This is a genomic window from Pseudidiomarina sp. (genome assembly GCF_048268165.1).
Lineage (GTDB): Bacteria > Pseudomonadota > Gammaproteobacteria > Enterobacterales > Alteromonadaceae > Pseudidiomarina.
Map to the genome: position 1 here is coordinate 1068580 of NZ_JBLWWA010000001.1, position 17639 is coordinate 1086218.

The following is a 17639-nucleotide window of genomic DNA, read 5'->3' on the forward strand; positions in this document are numbered from 1 at the left end:
TATAAGCCTCACGTATCAATTTTCGTCCATTCGTACGTTATGCACTTCGTTCGTGCTTAATCCAATGACCGTAACCGACGAAGGCGTAAAGGTGAAACCTGCTTTGGCGAAATTAACCGTTGTTGAAGTGCCTGCAGGAATACCGTTACATGCGTACGAACCGGTATCCGCATTACCCTGCTTCGAGAAACTACAGGTAATTCCCACACCGCTTACGCTCACATCACGATAGTGGGTGTTTTTACACGGCTGACCGTTAAATTGCAGACAGTAAATCTCACCGGTTATAGAATACAGCGGCGTGACACCCGCTGATGCATCGACCGTTACGTTCACATTGCTACTTAATTGACTATCTTCAAGCGGGTGCACGGGCAAGCTACCAAGCACACTGGCGTTACCCAGACTGGCATCCATAGTAATCGTCGACACACCAGCATCACGTGCGCTAACCCGGCCACGACTGTAGGTTCCGTAGTAATTTAGCTCTGGGTCGACAATGGTTTGTATCGGCTCATTGGTGACATCAGCCACGGGTTGATTCGACGTTTCCCAAAGCCCCAGCAACGTCAGGTTGACCTCATAAAAAGGTACTTTCGAAATCCAGTCGGCTTCGTTATTCAAAATGGCGGTACGCACTGTTTGCAGATGGTCGGTCGACATGTCGTCTAAATAAATGCCACGGCCTATCATTTGGTACGAACCTGGTGTAACGGTTACATCTCGACCACTTGGGGCTGCGGGTAAAGCGGAATCCATTACCAGTGACTTAACCACATCACGCACATAACTGGTGTACACCGCGGCGCCATCTGGATTAATCAGATAATCTGCAGACGTTACCGTTACCGCATGGAACTGCCAGTCGGGGTACATCGCGTACCAGCCATCAATACGGCGCATCCGACACGACTCTTCGTACACATTATTCGCACCTTGGTTCGCTTCAACTAAAAGCCCATTAGCGTCGCGATAAAAGTGACGATGATTCCCATTTTGCTTGCGTTGCGTGTCGTGTTTGAAAATATTACCTGTGCTAACCATGGTGGAATTGTCATGGTGGTTCCGACAGCATTCATCGCACAGCTGCGGCTGACCAGTTACAGCCGGGTTTAATACTCCGGTCATTTTAGTCGTTTGTTGCCCGCCATTCGGATCAAGCACCAAGCGGTCGTCTTTTAAGATCAACCGGTGTGGGGTAATCGAGCTCGACTCAAAGCCGGTAAACATGCATGAGCAGTTCAGTGTAATAAAGTCTTCCACGCGCTGCGTTTGCGTGGCTTCATCATAGGTTACCGTGTCAAAGCGCACGGTTAATCGGTCGCCACTTCGCATTACCGTTGGTGTTGGTCGCGTTGTCTCTTTCACCTGATAACTCAATGCGGTGTCGTCTTCGGTAAGCTTGACCGCGATAACTTCAGGTGCTGCACCTGGGTTATACGTAACACTGGGTTCATTACGTGGCGGTGGTGTCGTCACAGCCAGGCCGCCATCGCGCATGGCAATACGCCCCAACCAGCCTTCTAAGGTTAGAATTTGATTCTCGCCACCGCGCATTTGCCAAGCCACTTCTATCGACACCATTTTGGCATCGGGTGAAGGTGGCAGTGGACTTGGTAAGTCTGGATCGCCCGTCGTGCGCCACACACCATCAAAGTATTGCGGTGCGACAGCCCAGCTTACAGCATAGGTTTTATCATCGCGTAACACGCTATCGGTACCCGATGCGATGTCTTCAAATAGTTGGAATCGCAGTTCTTCGAGCCGTTGTTGCGCAATTTCCAAAGCTGCGGAATGCTCTGTCGCCCGCGCCGAGCTTTGCATAAAGGTACGTTGCAAACTTACTAAGCCGGTTACGCCTACGGCGATAATTACCAGTGCTACTAGCACTTCCACAAAGGTAAAGCCACGCTTACGCGGTGCATATGCTTGATTAGAAATCACGCCAGCTACCTCCCACTCGAGTCACTCGCTTAAATGCATCATTGTTAACCAAATTGGTTAACACTTCTTCATGGTAGCGAACTAGCAGCGTACCATTGGATAAATCAGGGTCGAAATTCGCCATCACCGCGCCGTTAATAGTTGCGCCGCCGTTAAGCTTTAAATCATAGTCGGTAACATTACCTGGCGTGCGAAAGGCAAACACTAGGCCGTTTACCACCGTGCTGCCGTTAATAGTGAGACTGCCGTCTTGAATCACTAACGCAACTGGATTCTCAGTAGAGCCAATATCAACACTGGGGGCGCAGTTACCAATCACCCAAATTAAGCCGGTTGAAGCCGGACCAATACTGTCACAGCCATTAACGATTGCGGTAGCTGAGTCACGTAAGTCCTGCCACTTCGGTTCCGACACACCAAATAAATATTCCAGCAAATCGTCAGGAAAATTCGGGTCATTATCGAGAATATCGACACCGTGCTCGCCGCGCTCACTAAATGGCTGCGATGAACAGTTGCCTTCGGTGTACTCTTGTTGCCCACAGGTGGTGCCACTGCCATTAATATCAACATCACCTTCGGTCCAAATGGATAAAGGCACGCCATCGCCACCGCCATTGGGGTTGGCCACCACCTCAAAGTTACCTGAAACGTTCATACTGCCTTTAATCGCCACTGGCGTGTCAGGGGCTGAGCGAATCATGGGTAACACAGCAATTTGCTGGCGTACGGTACGTGTAGCGCGAGTGTCTGCCGAGTTTGCGGTTAATACAACATCGACAATTTCCACGTCGCCACGAATGGTTTCTTCAAACAAGGTGCTGGCTAGCGTGGCTGAATATTGTGCCCCGCCAATAGTGCCCGCAATAGTTCGGTTCAAGTCTGAGCGGTCACCATCAACTTCCATGATCACCTGTTCGATGGCAGCATCTGCAACCATGGTTGCCTCTTGCATGCTGGCGTGATTGCGCATAATGCGCTGTTCTTGCACTTTGAATCGCGCGGTATAAAGCGTGACTAAAATAATAATCGACAATAACAACACGGTCAGTGTGATGGTGGCGAAGCCTGTTTGTTTAGAATGCATTTCGAAGCACCACCTCTGTTGCAAGTTCACGTGATATTTGATCATCGCTTGGCAAAGACACCACCATTAAGACCTCGACAACCTGTTCGTTCACTGCATCGAGCATACGCTCGGTTAAAACAAATTCTAAAACGTCGACTTGAATGAGATCTGGGCTGGTTAAGCCTTCCCAACCGGCATCACCGCATGCAGCTCCAGCTTGGCGACGCTGTACCTGCCCTTCACGCAAACGATAACCAAACCGTTCAGGGTCGCCATTGTGCGTGCTGCTGTTGTTAGCATCGTAATCAAACAATAAGCAACTGGCGGCAACTTCACTCGGGTGTTGCGACACCACAATCGAATTGTTAAAGCCTGTCACAGCATTATCCGGGTCAACCACTAACAAGTGGGCGTCGCCGCGATAGCCAGCCCGACGCAAGTCCCCGACCAGCAAATCCATAACGGCAGTTGACTCTTCCTGCAATTGACTCAGCTTTAAGCTGCGCGAGTTGGTGCCCAAGGTGGCCGAGAACACAGATGTTAGCGCCGCCATCAAAATCAAGCCCAAGGTAATCGTGATCATCAGTTCAACTAACGACAAGCCACGCTGCTTTAACATGCTGGATAACTCCCCACGCCGCCAACCTGGCAATAGCGTAAACGTCCGAGTTGACTCACGACCACTCGAACTTCTTGCTCAACAACATTATTATTACTTTTTAATTGGTAGCTCACTGTGCCGGCATTGCCTTCAGCTAAACCTCGCATGGCGTCAAACCGTGTATAGTCGCCTGCCGAAAATGCTGCCGATGCAAAAGTTACACCGGTGTACTCGTCACCGTTGATTTGGCGCAATACGCCATCAATAGCGCAGTCTTCGGTTAAACAGTCACAGTCCGCGTTGTCAGCTACTGCCGCACACCACTGACCACTGGCGTCATCCCACACCACAAAACGATTCTCGCCGCTACTCAGTGCATCCGAACGGGCATACTGCAGCAACGCATAGGTGTCTTGGGCAGCGCCTTGCAAGCGCATGGTTCGCGCTAAATCAATAGTCGCAGGCACCCCCCATCCCAGCACGATACTGAGAATTAATAAGGTGATGATAAGCTCGAGTAAAGTAAATCCCTGACGCATTGCGTTTGTTCCAAAATTATCGTACTAATGAGCAGATGCATTAATCATAGTATAAACAGGTGGAATAAATGCAAGTTGAAAAAAAGTTATCTGGCATGACACTCATCGAATTAATGATTGTGGTAGCAATTATAGGCATCATTGCAGCAATCGCCTACCCGAACTTCACGAACTACGTGAAACAGGGCCGCAGGGCAGACGCCATGGGCGAATTGATGAAATTACAGATGGCCCAGGAAGAGTACAGATTACGTAATGCCAGCTATGCTTCTATAGCTGATTTGGGCTTTACATCGTCAAGTGAGTTTTACACTTTCAGCGTTACCAATATAGGCGCAGAAACATATACGTTAACGGCTACAGCAACCGGAGCCCAAACTTCGGACACCGATTGCGCAACAATGAGCATTAATCAAAACGATCAAAAAACCCCAGCCACCTGCTGGCAGTAAGGTGGTTAAAGTTCGACGACGCGCAGTTCTGGAGGGATGGAGAAAGTAATATTTTCTTCACGGCCACTGCGCTCTTGCGCTGTTGTGCCACCCCACGCTTGCAGTTGTTTCACCACATCACGCACCAGCACCTCAGGTGCGGAAGCGCCTGCAGTAACACCTACATTCGCTTTACCGTCTAACCACGCTTTATCAATGCAGGTTGCATCATCAATTAAATAAGCTGGGGTGCCCATTTTTTCAGCAAGCTCGCGCAAACGATTGGAGTTGGAGCTATTGCGTGCGCCAACTACCAATAGCAAATCAACCTCGGCAGCTAACTCACGCACGGCGTCTTGACGATTTTGAGTGGCGTAGCAAATATCATCTTTGCGTGGCCCCTGCACCTCTGGGAATTTTTCCCGCAAGGCATCAATCACATCAGCTGTATCATCAACCGATAACGTAGTTTGGCTCATGTAATGCAATTGCGTTGGGTCTTTAACCATCAGCTTGGCCACGTCTTCGGTTGATTCAACCAAATAAATGCCACCCTGCGGATTATTGTATTGTCCCATGGTGCCTTCTACTTCCGGATGCCCCGCATGACCAATCAATACGCATTCATGGCCTTTGCGACTGGCTCGGGTCACTTCCATATGCACTTTGGTCACCAACGGACAGGTTGCATCAAATACACGCAAGCCGCGGTCTTTGGCTTCTTGACGAACTGCCTGCGAAACACCATGTGCTGAGAAAATAACAATACTGTCATCCGGCACTTCGTGCAGCTCATCCACAAATACCGCACCGCGGTCACGTAATGAGTCCACCACATATTTGTTATGCACAACTTCATGACGCACATAAATAGGCGGTTCAAATATCTCTAACGCGCGCTCGACAATGGTAATCGCCCGGTCAACACCGGCACAAAAACCACGCGGATTCGCCAACACAATATTCATAAAAACTCCAAGTGCGATATTAGCTATTGGATATTAGATATTAGATATTGGAAAAAGCCGATATTTTCGAGCTAATATCTAATATCCAATAGCTAATATCGTTTTCGTTTTCCTAAGGGTTTACCTCAATAATTTCAACCGCGAAGCGCACCCGCTGCCCCGCTAGCGGATGATTGAAATCAATGGTCACAAACTGATCATTGATAGCCCGCACAATGCCTGGCAACTCCGTGCCATCAGGTTGCGGAAAGGTAAATATTTGCCCTACCGCAGGCCGCTCCTGGCCAAACTTTGTGGTGTCTACCTGATAGTAGTTGTCTTTGTTCGGCATGCCAAACGCATCTTCCGGCGCCAGCTCAAACTCGCGGTCATCGCCTGCTTTTAAACCAACCAAACAGGCTTCAAAATTCTCTGTTAATGAGCCATCGCCCATCCGAAATTTCGCCGGTTTACCAGACATTTTGGTGCTGTCTGCAACGGAATCATCGGTAAGTTTTATCGTAAAATGCAAAACCACTTCGCGACCGTGTTCGATCGGGAGACGACTGATCATGCTTGAGGCTCCTGGCGTTGTTCAAAAAACGCCTCTAGTAACATTAATACCGCACCGATAGTAATTGCCATATCGGCCACATTAAATGCCGGCCAGTGCCAATCATTTACATACACATCAAGAAAATCAATCACATAACCGTACATAATACGATCAATAACGTTTCCGATGGCACCCGCAAGAATCAACGCAAATGCTGTATTCTGACGCCACAAGCTCACCGGGTTGCGACGTAACCAGATGAGTAGAACCACACTGATGGCAATCGCGAAAAATGTAAATAACCAACGCTGCCAGCCACCTTGATCGCTCAAGAAGCTGAACGCGGCGCCCATGTTACGCACATAGGTCAGATTTAAATACGGCATTACCTCAATGCTTTCGTATAAATCGAATACGCGAATTACCCATTGCTTGGTAAATTGATCCAGCACAATAAGAATGAAAGTCAGCCACAAAAATCGTAGCCCACTCACACGCTTCTTCAATTCCACAGTTGATTTAGGCAAAGCGACGCTCCTCTCCGGCCCCATCCACATTGGTCACGCAGCGTGAACACAAGGTTGGATGCTCAGCAATGGTGCCAACTTCGGCACGGTGATGCCAACAACGGTCACATTTGGCATGGTCCGACTTAGCCACTTTCACCCAAACACCTTTGAGCTCAGTCGCAACCGCGCCCACGGGGGCTTCGGTGACGGTTTCTACTGACACAGCGGAGGTAATAAAGGCAAACCGCAGTTCTTCGCCCAAGCTCTTCAATTGCGCGGCGATATCATCAACCGCATAAACAGTTACTTCTGCCTGCAATGAACCGCCAATCGCATCGTCACGACGGGCTTGTTCCAAGGTACGGTTTACTTCATCGCGCACTTCTAAAATAGTTTGCCACAGCTCGTTATCGGCTGGGCTCACACTGATGTGCTCGGCGTCTAAGTACCAGCTTTCCGTGAACACATATTTGGTGCGTGTTCCACCGTCAGACAACTGTTTGGGCAATGCGTCCCAAATTTCTTGGGCCGTAAAGCTACAGATTGGCGCTAACCAGCGCACTAACATTTCAGCGATATGGTATAAGGCAGTCTGACACGAGCGACGCGCAACACTGTCTTGCTTAGCGGTGTATTGGCGATCTTTGATCACGTCAAGATAAAAACTACCCAATTCAATTGAGCAGAAGTGCATGAGTTTTTGCACCACTACGTGGAACTGATAGTCATCCAACGCCGATAAAATTTCTTGTTGCAAGCTCACCGCGCGCGCCACAATCCATTTATCGATTGCCACCATATCGGCAGGCGCTACAGCGTGTTTGCTCGGCTCAAATTCGTTAATATTCGCTAATAAGAAGCGCGATGTATTACGAATACGACGATAGCTGTCGGCCGCACGTTTTAAAATTTCATCAGAAACGGTCATTTCACCGGAGTAGTCGGTCGCCGCAACCCATAAGCGCAGAATATCACCGCCAAGTTTGTTCATAACTTCCAGCGGAGCAATAACGTTGCCGATAGACTTCGACATTTTCCGGCCTTGTCCGTCCACGGTGAAGCCATGCGTAAGCACTTGCTTATAAGGCGCTTGCTGATACATCGCAACACCGGTTAGCAATGAAGATTGGAACCAACCACGGTGCTGATCTGACCCTTCAAGATACAAATCCGCAGGCCATCGCAGACCCGGCGTTTTGTTCAATACGGCTTCATGGGTCACACCCGAGTCGAACCACACATCTAAGGTGTCGGTTACCTTGCGATAATCTTTCGCTTCATCGCCTAACAGCTCTTCAGGCTCTAAATCGAACCAAGCCTGGACACCACCCTTTTCAACGCGTTTGGCTACTTCTTCCATGAGTTCCAGCGTGCGTGGGTGCAACTCATCGTTATCACGGCGCACAAATACAGCAATTGGATTACCCCAAGTGCGCTGACGCGAAATACACCAGTCTGGGCGCCCATCAACCATGCTTTCAATGCGGCTTTGGCCCCACTCAGGTACCCAGCGCACTTGCTTAATTTGTTCCAGCGCGGTGGCACGTAAATGCTTTTTATCCATGCTGATAAACCACTGCGGCGTTGCACGGAAAATAATTGGCGTTTTATGGCGCCAGCAATGCGGATACGAGTGATTGTATGCTTCGTGATGCACCAAACGCCCTGCTTCTTGCAACGCATCAACAATGTTTGGGTTGGCCTTCATCACATGCTGGCCAGCAAACATCGGCGTGTCGTCTTTATACACACCGTTGTCGCCAACAGGGTTATAAACTTCAATGCCGTAACGCTGCCCCACAATAAAGTCATCCACACCATGCCCTGGAGCGGTATGCACACAACCCGTGCCCGACTCGGTGGTAACGTGTTCGCCCAAGATGAGTGGCACTTGAATGTCCGCAAACAACGGATGATTCACTTTCAAGTTTTCCAGCGCTTCACCTTTCGCGAAACCTAACTTGTGATAGTCCGAGATACCCCAACGTTCCATTGATGAGGTCACCAATTCGTCGGCAACGATCAAACGGTGCGCAGGCTTCTCATCGGTAGCTTCTACCTGTACCAAGGTATAGTCCAAGCTCGGATGCAGTGAAATAGCGCGGTTCGCAGGAATAGTCCATGGTGTCGTGGTCCAAACCACCACCATCACCTCACCTTCACCGGCATGGTCATGCGGATGATCAAACTTGGCCACCAACTCAGCTTCGTTTACTGCAGTAAAACCAACATCAATGGCTGGCGAACGTTTATCTTGATACTCAACTTCAGCTTCAGCCAAAGCCGAACCACAATCGGTACACCAATGCACTGGCTTAAAGCCTTGCTGCATGTGCCCGTTGGCAATGATTTTGCCAAGCGCGCGAATACTATCAGCTTCCTGCTGCGGATTCATGGTCAGGTAAGGGTTATCCCAATCACCAAACACGCCTAAACGTTTAAAGTCTTCACGCTGGCCGTCAACTTGCGTCAACGCATACTCGCGGCACTTCTGACGAAACTCAGCAACGGTGAGCTTTTTGCCCGGTTTGCCGTGCTTTTTCTCAACTTGCAATTCAATCGGAAGCCCGTGGCAATCCCAGCCTGGAACATACGGTGCATCAAACCCACCCAGGGTTTTCGCCTTCACAATCATATCTTTTAGAATTTTATTAACCGCGTGACCAATGTGAATATCACCGTTCGCATACGGAGGGCCGTCATGCAAAATAAACACCGGCTTACCCGCCTTCGCTTCGCGAATCAAGCCGTACACGTCATCCGCGTACCACTGTTTCAACATCTGCGGCTCACGCTGCGCAAGATTACCGCGCATCGGAAACTCAGTTTCCGGCAGATTCAGCGTGTGTTTGTAGTCGGTCATTTTTGTTGGTTCCTTTTTCGGGGGAGTTACTTGCCCCATGACTTATTTCAATGTTTGAATGCGAATAGGATATTAGCTATTGGATATTTGATATTAGACAAAACATAAATACCCGATACATCAGCTCTAATATCCAATAGCTAATATCGCCTTTGCCTTTTCAGCGTCGGCTTCGATTTGTTGTTTCAGCTGCGCGAAATCGGCGAACTTCTGTTCACCGCGAATAAACTGCGTTGGTATTACCTTCAACTGCCGACCATACAAGTCACCAGTATAATCAAAAATATGCACTTCCAGTTGCATCCGCTCGCCGTTCAACGTGGGCCTACGGCCAACATTTGCCACGCCAGCATGCTTATTTCCGTCCGCAGTTTCGACTGTTACAGCAAACACGCCTTGTAGGGGTGAATGCAAGCGCTTTAACTGGATATTTGCGGTTGGAAAGCCAATAGTACGGCCTTTTTTCTCGCCATGCACTACCCTGCCTTCAAATGCATAGGGCCGACCCAACATTGCCGCCGCTTGGGTAAAGTCCCCAGCAGTTAAAGCTTGCCGAATGGCGGTACTGCTAACCCGCTGTTGTTGCTGCCGGTAACTGTGCGTATCAACCACTTCAAAGCCTAGCTCAGCTCCAGCTCGCTGCAACATTGCGAAGTCACCTTCGCGGCCGTGGCCAAAGCGAAAATCATCGCCAACCACCAAAAACTGCACACCAAGCTGTTCAACCAGCACTTTTTCAATAAATTCCCGTGCCGGCAAGTTGGCGAACTTACGATTAAACTCAATCACTACGTGTCGGTCAATGCCTTGCGCCCGAAGCGCCATATGCTTTTCGCGAAAGTTGGTTAAACGCGCGGGTGCTCTTTCTGGCTGAAACAGTTCTTGTGGCTGCGGCTCAAAGGTCATCACCGTTGCCGGAACGCCACGCGCCAAAGCTTGCGTTTTCACCTGCGCAAGTACCGCTTGATGGCCTAAATGCACGCCATCAAAGTTACCGATAGTCAGTACACACCCACGGTGCTTGGGGCGAATATTATGAATTCCGCGAATCAGTTGCATCAATGCTTAGCAAACCTGTCGTTACGTGTCGTGAGTCGAGTGATTAACAAAGCGGCGATTATAACAGGCTAGCCAAAAGCTAACCAGACACTAAGGTGTCATTAATACCAGATTCAACAACTGATCTCGCAGGTTTTGCCGAGTTCGGATAAACAGAAGCACAGTCACTTGATCGTGGTATCGATAAATAACGCGGCACTGTGATTTACCATCTTCGTTATTCGTTATTGGTTATTCGAAGTAACAAGAGCGACAGAGCTACTGGCTAAGTAGCCACTCTAATGCCTGTTGGATAACTTGCGGTTGTTGCAGCGGAACCATGTGATCACTGCCGCTTAGGGGAATATACTGGCCGTTCGATACTGAAGCTTGCTCGGCACTCCAAGCACTTCCTTCCTGCTGCCATTTTTGCAACGCCGTCAATAGTTCAGCATCAGCATCATCATCAGCCGCAGCAGCAATGTCTTTTTGCTCAAAATCACTGTCAATCACACTTACTGGTATAGCGGTTATCATGGGCAGAGTCGCGTAGCTTTCTAAATCAGAAATGTATGCGGCAATTTCACGAGCTCTGGCTTGCTGGTGCGAAATCAGCATGCGTTGCTGCATTATTTGCTCCAAGTAATTCCAGTCGATTGCGATACCATATTCACTAGCCCACTGCTTGATCTGTTGATATTCCGCATCGAGTTTGTCTTTGGTTCGCTCTGACCAATTACCAGCAGCTAAATGCGGTAGTAGCGTCGCTAAATTGTCTCGATACCAGTCAGCCGGATACCCCTGATACAAGCTCAATGAGTGTGCTAATGGAATATCCGGGTCAATATACAACATGGCGTCAATATCAAATTGCTCGCCATGGAGCTCATAGAACCAACGCGCACTAATACTCGCGCTAGCAAAAGCGACTACGGCCAATTGAGGTTCGTTGAGTTGCTGCAGCACTTGTGCCAAATCGTCGGCAAAACGACGGTAGGACAAATCATCACTGTTGCTACTAAAAGCATTGCCAAGGCGATCAATACTGTACACGCGATACTGCTCTGCTAATAGCGGTTGCAACGCAGCAAACCAAGCGCTGTCACTGTGATAATTGTGATTAGGGCCTGCTAACAAAACAACTGCAGGCCCGGAGTTGTCACGCCCCATCGCGCGAACATGAAATTGCCCTGCGGAAGTTTCGACTAAACGCGAATGCTCTGGCAGTTCCGGTTGTTCTGCCGATGCGTCACGATGACGATTCGGTTGCTGGCAACCAAACAGCGCAAGCACCAACGTAAATGCCATGACTATGTTTATGACCTGCCTCATGTCAGTTCCCTCTCACTCAATTCTGGGCCTCAGCAATTATTATTGCTCTGGTCTTTTTTCAATAACCAATAACGAATAACCAATAACGATTAGCGGATCTTCACGCGAAGGAAAAAGAGGGAGAGCAAATACGTCCCTGCGCCTGCGCCAATTAACATCGCCAACTGCCACACCCGATCAATGAATTCCGCAGTTAGCCACCACGAACGTGACGGCACCAGATACAGCACGACCGCGACCATCGTCGCCACAGCAAGCGCTACTTTTGTGAGATAAGTTAAAGTTCCGGGGTAACGTTTGAGTACGCCGTCGCGCCAAAGATTGTACCCCAACAAGCCTGCATTAACCGCAGCAGAAAGCGAGGTCGCAATCGCGAGGCCAACGTAACCATATGGAATCGCGAAAATTACGTTAAACACCATGTTGGTAACCATGGCAATAATGCCGTACTTCACTGGGCGCTTGGTGTCTTGGCGTGAATAAAAGCCCGTTGCCAGCACTTTCACTAACATAAAACTCAATAAGCCAGAACCGTACGCGAATAAACTATACGAAGCTAAGCGCGCATCTTCAGGGGTGAACTCACCACGCATAAACAGCACCATGAGCATAGGTTCCGCCAGCACAATCAAACCGCACATAGCCGGTAAACCCAGCAGCACAACAGTACGAATGCCCCAGTCCAGTGTTTTACTGAATTCATCCGGTGACTTATCCACATGGCGCGAACTCAGGGCGGGTAAAATAACCGTCGCAATGGCAATGCCAAATAGCCCAAGTGGAAACTCCAACAGCCGATCAGAGTAATACAGCCAGCTAATCGAACCGCTCATTAAAAACGAAGCAATAAAAGTATCAAAGAGCAGGTTAATTTGGCTCACCGACACCCCAAACAGCGCGGGAATCATCAGGGTGCGAATCTTCGTCACGCCAGGATCACGCCACCCCCACCGTGGCCAAACCAACAGCCCCGCGCGCTTTAAAAAAGGAATCTGGAACAAAAACTGAACCGCACCACCCACAAACACACCCCATGCGAGTGCATATTCAGGCTGTTCCAATTGCGGCGCCACCCAAATTGCAAAAACAATAATGGCAATATTCAAAAATACTGGGGTAAACGCAGCCACCGCAAACTTACCGATGGTATTTAAAATCGCGCCGGCTAACGCCGTAAAGGTAATAAACCACAAGTAAGGAAAGGTAATGCGCAGTAAATCAGAGGCCAGCACAAACTTATGCCCTTGCGGCCCATCGTGATACCAATCCAGAAACCAGCCCGTACCAAACATCGCCGCCACCACCGGCGAAGCAATCACACCAATTAAGGTGACGATTGTCACTAAGGTGCCCAGCGTACCCGCCACACGCGCTATCAGCAGCCGCTGCGCCTCAATACTCTGCCCCTGCTTGTACTCGGTTAGCACCGGCACAAAAGCCTGCGCAAAAGCGCCTTCAGCAAACAAGCGGCGCAAGAAATTCGGAATTTTATTGGCGAAAAAGAACACATCCGCCGCAGCCCCTGCCCCCATCAAATTAGCAATGACCACATCACGCACCAACCCCATAACGCGCGAGATCAGCGTCATGAAGCTTACGATAATGCCGGATTTTGCAAGTGATTTTGACAAGAGAGCCCCGAGCGCGATATTAGATATTAGCCATTAGATATTAGTAAAACCTAGTTATTTGAATCTACAACTATCATTTTCTTGGTTGCACTTATTAAACCATTGAGCAACCGATACACAAAACGAGTTTCTTTATGCAACCTACCCTGGACATAACCTAAGCGAAAACTTATTTCTAACTGAGTTTCGAGTTCAGCTAAGGAACCACGAGCAATATAATAAAATCGCAATTGGTCTCTATATGAACCTCTACCAGCCCCTTCAGCTAAATTGCTCGGAATCGAAACAACAGCTCTGCGCATTTGACTCACTAGGCCAAATAGCTCATGATTTGGGTAACTGTCTGTTATCTTATAGATTGATACACACAAGTCCATTGCTGATTGGTAAACTTTCAAATCTTTAAACATAACCACCTCCATGTCACGCATAATCTTAGCCTGGTTTTTCTAATATCTAATGGCTAATAGCTAATATCGGACTTGACTTTAAGGGCAAAAACAGGCATATTCCCCGCCCTAATAAACCATTGCATTTAGATAACGAATTTTAGGAGTTCACCTTGGCTAACATTAAGTCTGCTAAAAAGCGTGCGGTTCAAGCGGAAAAAAACCGTCGCCACAACGCGAGCCGTCGCTCAATGATGCGTACCTTGTTGAAGAAAGTAACTGCTGCAATTGAAGCAGGCGATAAAGCGGCTGCTCAGCAGGCATTTACTGGCCTTCAACCGATTATGGATCGTTACGCAACAAAAGGTCTTATCGGTAAAAACAAAGCTGCTCGTCATAAGAGCCGTTTGAACGCAAAAATCAACGCGCTGTAATACACAGCCGCGTTTGATTGAAAAAACCAGCTGCGGCTGGTTTTTTTGTGCCTATGATATAAAACTTGTAATCACCGAAAGGTCCCCGTAGCTCAGCTGGATAGAGCAGCCCCCTCCTAAGGGGCAGGTCGCAGGTTCGACTCCTGCCGGGGACGCCAAACCACACAATCCCGCAGTTCATCGCAATACTTGATTAGTTCATCGCACTCTGGTACAAAAACCAGACAATAATAATAAAAAAGTATCGTTATGGCTGATATCCAGAAGTTATTCCAGCAAGCTGTTGCTTCGTTTCGGGCCGGGCAGTTTAGCTCAGCGGAACAACAGTTCCGTCATCTATTGCGGTTTAACGCAAAGCACCCTGATGTACTGCATATTCTAGCGCTGTGTTTACAGAATCAACATCAACCTAAAGCTGCGGCTGACTACTTACAAACCGCACTTAGACATAATTCCAGCCATGCGCCTTCGCGCAAAAGTTTAATTTCGCTTTATATCCAGCAGGGCAACTTTGCGGGCGCGCAAGCTGAATGCGACACACTGCGTGAACAACAGCCGGAACAATTTGAACCCTACTTATTGCAGGCTCAGCTGTATCGCACGATGGGTTTAACAGACGGGGCACTAGAGGCTATTGAAAAGGCACGGCTTAAGCTTGCCAAGCCTTTGCCAATAGTGGATTACTACTTAGCCTGCATTCATTACGACCTGGCCCAATACGAGCAAACGGAAGCGATATTGCAGAATCTTGTCAGCCAGATTCCGGATTACATTGACGCGCATATTGCCCTGAATAAATTGTATTGGGAACATGGCCCGCAGGAAAAATTTCTGACCTCGATTACCAAAGCGCTCGAAAGATTACCCCAGTCACGTGAATTACGCTATAGCTTAGCGGCACATTTGCTAATGTCGAACCAGCCGCAGGCATGCCTGGAATCCTGCGAAGAAACACTCAAAGATCTGCCCGATGGGGCCGAGTTTCATCACTTAAAAGGCTCGGCGTTCATGCGCTTAGAGCGACTCGACGACGCAGTGGCTGCATACGAGCAGGCGCTTAAACTGCAGCCTGATGTATTGCGCCATCGAATTGATTACGCCACCACCATGATGCGCTTGGGTGAATACGAAACTGCCCTACAAAATTTAAAAGCGGTAGAAAAATTTCACCCGCACAGCCAGGAAGCCTTGGCCTATAAAGCACTTTGCTTGCATGCGTTAGGGCGTGCAGAAGCCGATGCGTTAAATAATTACGACCAATTCGTCAAAATCATTCCACTGCAAGCGCCCCAGGCATATGCCAACACAGAACAATTCATGGCTGAGCTGGCACAAGCGCTAAAAGGCTTACACAAAACCCAGCAACAGCCACTGGATCAAAGTGTGCGTCACGGCACGCAAACGGTCGGCAACTTGTTTGCCCAAAAGCTTCCTATCATTGCCGAATTTGAAGCCATGATTGAGGCAGCGGCAGCACAGTATGTTAGCGGCCTACCCAACAGTTCGAGCCATCCATTTCTGCAACGTAAAAGCCAAGGTACACGGTTTACTGGGGCGTGGTCGGTACGCTTAGCCGAGAAGGGCTTCCACTCCAATCATGTGCACCCGGAAGGTTGGATATCATGCTGTACCTATATTCAGTTGCCGCCGCAGGTGCAACCTGATGACGCGAATAAGGCCGGTTGGATTCAATTTGGTGATCCGGGCATGCCGTTACCAAATGTGAAACCGAAGGTGCATGCGGTTTGTCCGAAGGTGGGTTATTGCGTCTTCTTCCCGAGCTACTTCTTTCACGGCACGGTGCCATTCCAAGGTGATGGCATTCGTATGACAGCACCTTGCGATATCTCGCCAGCATGGTAAGTGCTTACTTACTTTAGAAATTTTTGGTAGTTTCGCCAGCGACCGGACGACGACTTATAAAGAGGTTGTCGCACTTGCCAAACACTGGCCGTGCGTACGGCGTTAGTGCGTTGGTGAAACGCCAAGCATTGTTCTTGCCAAGGTAGTTTCAGCCACTTGAACACGCGGCCTAACTCGGTTTCGGGGGCCGCCACCAAGGCATCATAGTCCACCACCTGCAAGTCATCGCCAAACACCTGTTGCCAGTGCGCGAGCAACTGCTGCTCGAGTGCTAAGAACGCTTGAATGTGCTCAATACTATTGGCGTAATTCATTGACGCACCCAAACGGGTGAAATACACCGACAAACAATTGTCCATAAGCTGCCGACGGGTGACTAAAAACTTCGCATCAGGTAACGCCTGTTTTATAAGACCCAACAACCAAATATTGTCAGGGCGTTTGTCTGTCACCCAACCGTCTTGGCCGAAGCGTTGCTGCACGAATTCAAGGTAGTCCTGCCCTATCGCCGCATAGTCTTGTACGGTCGTACGCTGGCTAAAGGCACCTATGCCTTCGCGTTTCACTTGCTGCCAAAGGCGGGGGAAAAACTCCAATTCGCCGCCGTTGGTTATCGCATCATGAGCGCCCAACATTTGCTCCAACAAAGTAGAGCCTGAGCGAAACATGCCGCAAATAAACAACGGTTTGGGTTGGCTCGCTCCACCTGCCGCCGTAACTGAAGCCGCATAATGCTCTGTAATGGTTCGAAGCAAAGCCTCTTGTTCTGCGACGTCCCATGCTGGCATGGTGGTCGCATTCCACGTATTGGCCTGCTGATAGAATTGCCAGGCTAAGTCGTAGCTGCCGCAATCGTCGTGCAGCTTGCCTAACGCAAACGCAATATCAATGCGCTCATTGAGGGGCTGCTTGCCGCTTTCCAAAAAATTTTGCAACTGACGAATCAATGCATCATCGTTAGATTCTGCTTTCTGTACATCTGCCAGCCGCACATAGGCCATGGCATAATCAGGTTGGCGTTTTATCACTTCATTGAAATAGTGCGCGGCTTGCTGTTTGTCGCCATCTTGCTCATAACTGTTTGCGAGGTTATACAAAGCAGGCACATAGTTCGGCGCAATTTTTAGCGCCTGCAAAAAAGCTTGCTGTGCTTGGTGGTTATCCAACAAACCTTCGTTATAAATAACACCAATGTTGGTGTGTACTTCTTCCGGGTGGCTGATACCCAAGGCGAGGGCCTGCTGATAGTGGTCAATCGCCTCTGCATAACGCCCCGCAACACGCAAATAATAGCCGCAGTTGAACTGCGCACCAGCATGCTGCTGATGGTGGTGTACATAGGTACGGTAAAGCTCTGCAGCTTGTTCCGGCATCTTCAGTTGGCTTGCCAAAGCCGCAGCTTGGTCAAGCAGGCCAAGGTTATTCGGCTGCTCAACCAACTGCTGACAAAGGCGTTCCAGTTGTGTCTTTATGCCCTGCGGTGTCACTGCTTT

At 49.1% G+C, this 17639-nt stretch carries 16 protein-coding genes and 1 tRNA gene; 4 read left to right on the top strand and 13 right to left on the bottom strand.

The window, feature by feature from the left end:
• Window positions 1-15: 15 nt before the first annotated feature.
• From ACN0UY_RS05185 to ACN0UY_RS05200, 4 genes are read right to left on the bottom strand one after another with little or no spacing between them, the layout of a single operon-like run.
• Window positions 16-1944, bottom strand: a complete 1929-nt coding sequence (locus tag ACN0UY_RS05185) for a type IV pilus modification PilV family protein (protein WP_417665652.1) — start codon at window positions 1942-1944, stop codon at window positions 16-18.
• Complete coding sequence (locus ACN0UY_RS05190; protein WP_417665653.1) at window positions 1934-3031, bottom strand: hypothetical protein; 1098 nt, start codon at window positions 3029-3031, stop codon at window positions 1934-1936. The genes ACN0UY_RS05185 and ACN0UY_RS05190 overlap by 11 nt, the downstream gene beginning before the upstream one ends.
• Window positions 3021-3632 carry a prepilin-type N-terminal cleavage/methylation domain-containing protein gene (locus ACN0UY_RS05195; RefSeq protein WP_417665654.1) on the bottom strand — a complete coding sequence of 204 codons (612 nt, stop codon included), beginning with the start codon at window positions 3630-3632 and terminating at the stop codon, window positions 3021-3023. The genes ACN0UY_RS05190 and ACN0UY_RS05195 overlap by 11 nt, the downstream gene beginning before the upstream one ends.
• Window positions 3626-4153: a GspH/FimT family protein gene (locus ACN0UY_RS05200; RefSeq protein WP_417665655.1), complete on the bottom strand. Its 528-nt coding sequence runs from the start codon at window positions 4151-4153 to the stop codon at window positions 3626-3628. Before ACN0UY_RS05200 ends, ACN0UY_RS05195 begins: the two co-directional genes overlap by 7 nt.
• A 68-nt stretch (window positions 4154-4221) precedes the next feature.
• On the opposite strand from ACN0UY_RS05200, the gene ACN0UY_RS05205 reads away from it, so the two are divergent.
• Window positions 4222-4605 (top strand): type IV pilin protein, encoded by a 384-nt coding sequence (locus ACN0UY_RS05205; protein WP_417665656.1) that lies wholly within the window; start codon window positions 4222-4224, stop codon window positions 4603-4605.
• Between the two features lie 5 nt (window positions 4606-4610).
• Here ACN0UY_RS05205 and ispH read toward each other — a convergent pair whose 3' ends face one another.
• From ispH to ACN0UY_RS05245, 8 genes are all read right to left on the bottom strand, one after another.
• A complete protein-coding gene (ispH, locus tag ACN0UY_RS05210) occupies window positions 4611-5552 on the bottom strand; it encodes a 4-hydroxy-3-methylbut-2-enyl diphosphate reductase (protein WP_417665657.1) in 942 nt (313 codons plus the stop codon).
• A 112-nt stretch (window positions 5553-5664) separates the two neighbouring features.
• Window positions 5665-6105, bottom strand: coding sequence for an FKBP-type peptidyl-prolyl cis-trans isomerase (gene fkpB / locus ACN0UY_RS05215; protein ID WP_128351229.1), 441 nt, complete (start codon window positions 6103-6105; stop codon window positions 5665-5667).
• Complete coding sequence (lspA, locus tag ACN0UY_RS05220; protein ID WP_417665914.1) at window positions 6102-6599, bottom strand: signal peptidase II; 498 nt, start codon at window positions 6597-6599, stop codon at window positions 6102-6104. Before lspA ends, fkpB begins: the two co-directional genes overlap by 4 nt.
• Before the next feature lie 7 nt (window positions 6600-6606).
• Entirely contained in the window at window positions 6607-9459 is a 2853-nt protein-coding gene (gene ileS, locus ACN0UY_RS05225; RefSeq protein ID WP_417665658.1) for an isoleucine--tRNA ligase, read from the bottom strand.
• A 126-nt stretch (window positions 9460-9585) separates the two neighbouring features.
• Window positions 9586-10518 (bottom strand): bifunctional riboflavin kinase/FAD synthetase, encoded by a 933-nt coding sequence (gene ribF, locus ACN0UY_RS05230; protein WP_417665915.1) that lies wholly within the window; start codon window positions 10516-10518, stop codon window positions 9586-9588.
• Window positions 10519-10776: 258 nt separating this feature from the next.
• Complete coding sequence (locus ACN0UY_RS05235; protein ID WP_417665659.1) at window positions 10777-11829, bottom strand: alpha/beta fold hydrolase; 1053 nt, start codon at window positions 11827-11829, stop codon at window positions 10777-10779.
• Between the two features lie 89 nt (window positions 11830-11918).
• A complete protein-coding gene (gene murJ / locus ACN0UY_RS05240; RefSeq protein WP_417665660.1) occupies window positions 11919-13460 on the bottom strand; it encodes a murein biosynthesis integral membrane protein MurJ in 1542 nt (513 codons plus the stop codon).
• A 50-nt stretch (window positions 13461-13510) separates the two neighbouring features.
• Window positions 13511-13870, bottom strand: a complete 360-nt coding sequence (locus tag ACN0UY_RS05245) for a four helix bundle protein (protein WP_417665661.1) — start codon at window positions 13868-13870, stop codon at window positions 13511-13513.
• 152 nt (window positions 13871-14022) lie between these two features.
• Between ACN0UY_RS05245 and rpsT the strand changes: the two genes are divergently transcribed.
• The 3 genes from rpsT (at window position 14023) to ACN0UY_RS05260 (ending at window position 16146) form a co-directional block, all read left to right on the top strand.
• Window positions 14023-14283, top strand: coding sequence for a 30S ribosomal protein S20 (gene rpsT / locus ACN0UY_RS05250; protein WP_128351236.1), 261 nt, complete (start codon window positions 14023-14025; stop codon window positions 14281-14283).
• A gap of 81 nt (window positions 14284-14364) precedes the next feature.
• A tRNA-Arg gene (locus ACN0UY_RS05255) sits at window positions 14365-14441 on the top strand.
• A gap of 91 nt (window positions 14442-14532) precedes the next feature.
• Window positions 14533-16146 (top strand): tetratricopeptide repeat protein, encoded by a 1614-nt coding sequence (locus ACN0UY_RS05260; protein ID WP_417665662.1) that lies wholly within the window; start codon window positions 14533-14535, stop codon window positions 16144-16146.
• An 8-nt stretch (window positions 16147-16154) separates the two neighbouring features.
• Here the strand turns inward: ACN0UY_RS05260 and ACN0UY_RS05265 are convergent, their stop codons facing one another.
• Window positions 16155-17633, bottom strand: coding sequence for a sulfotransferase (locus ACN0UY_RS05265; RefSeq protein WP_417665663.1), 1479 nt, complete (start codon window positions 17631-17633; stop codon window positions 16155-16157).
• Window positions 17634-17639: the final 6 nt, after the last annotated feature.

What these genes read in the sequence shown, in the direction of transcription:
- ACN0UY_RS05190 (WP_417665653.1), bottom strand. Translation starts at nt 3,031, where the DNA reads ATGCATTCTAAACAAACAGGCTTCGCCACCATCACACTGACCGTGTTG.
- ACN0UY_RS05195 (WP_417665654.1), bottom strand. Translation starts at nt 3,632, where the DNA reads ATGTTAAAGCAGCGTGGCTTGTCGTTAGTTGAACTGATGATCACGATT.
- ACN0UY_RS05200 (WP_417665655.1), bottom strand. Translation starts at nt 4,153, where the DNA reads ATGCGTCAGGGATTTACTTTACTCGAGCTTATCATCACCTTATTAATT.
- ACN0UY_RS05205 (WP_417665656.1), top strand. Translation starts at nt 4,222, where the DNA reads ATGCAAGTTGAAAAAAAGTTATCTGGCATGACACTCATCGAATTAATG.
- ispH (WP_417665657.1), bottom strand. Translation starts at nt 5,552, where the DNA reads ATGAATATTGTGTTGGCGAATCCGCGTGGTTTTTGTGCCGGTGTTGAC.
- fkpB (WP_128351229.1), bottom strand. Translation starts at nt 6,105, where the DNA reads ATGATCAGTCGTCTCCCGATCGAACACGGTCGCGAAGTGGTTTTGCAT.
- ileS (WP_417665658.1), bottom strand. Translation starts at nt 9,459, where the DNA reads ATGACCGACTACAAACACACGCTGAATCTGCCGGAAACTGAGTTTCCG.
- ribF (WP_417665915.1), bottom strand. Translation starts at nt 10,518, where the DNA reads ATGCAACTGATTCGCGGAATTCATAATATTCGCCCCAAGCACCGTGGG.
- ACN0UY_RS05235 (WP_417665659.1), bottom strand. Translation starts at nt 11,829, where the DNA reads ATGAGGCAGGTCATAAACATAGTCATGGCATTTACGTTGGTGCTTGCG.
- ACN0UY_RS05245 (WP_417665661.1), bottom strand. Translation starts at nt 13,870, where the DNA reads ATGTTTAAAGATTTGAAAGTTTACCAATCAGCAATGGACTTGTGTGTA.
- ACN0UY_RS05260 (WP_417665662.1), top strand. Translation starts at nt 14,533, where the DNA reads ATGGCTGATATCCAGAAGTTATTCCAGCAAGCTGTTGCTTCGTTTCGG.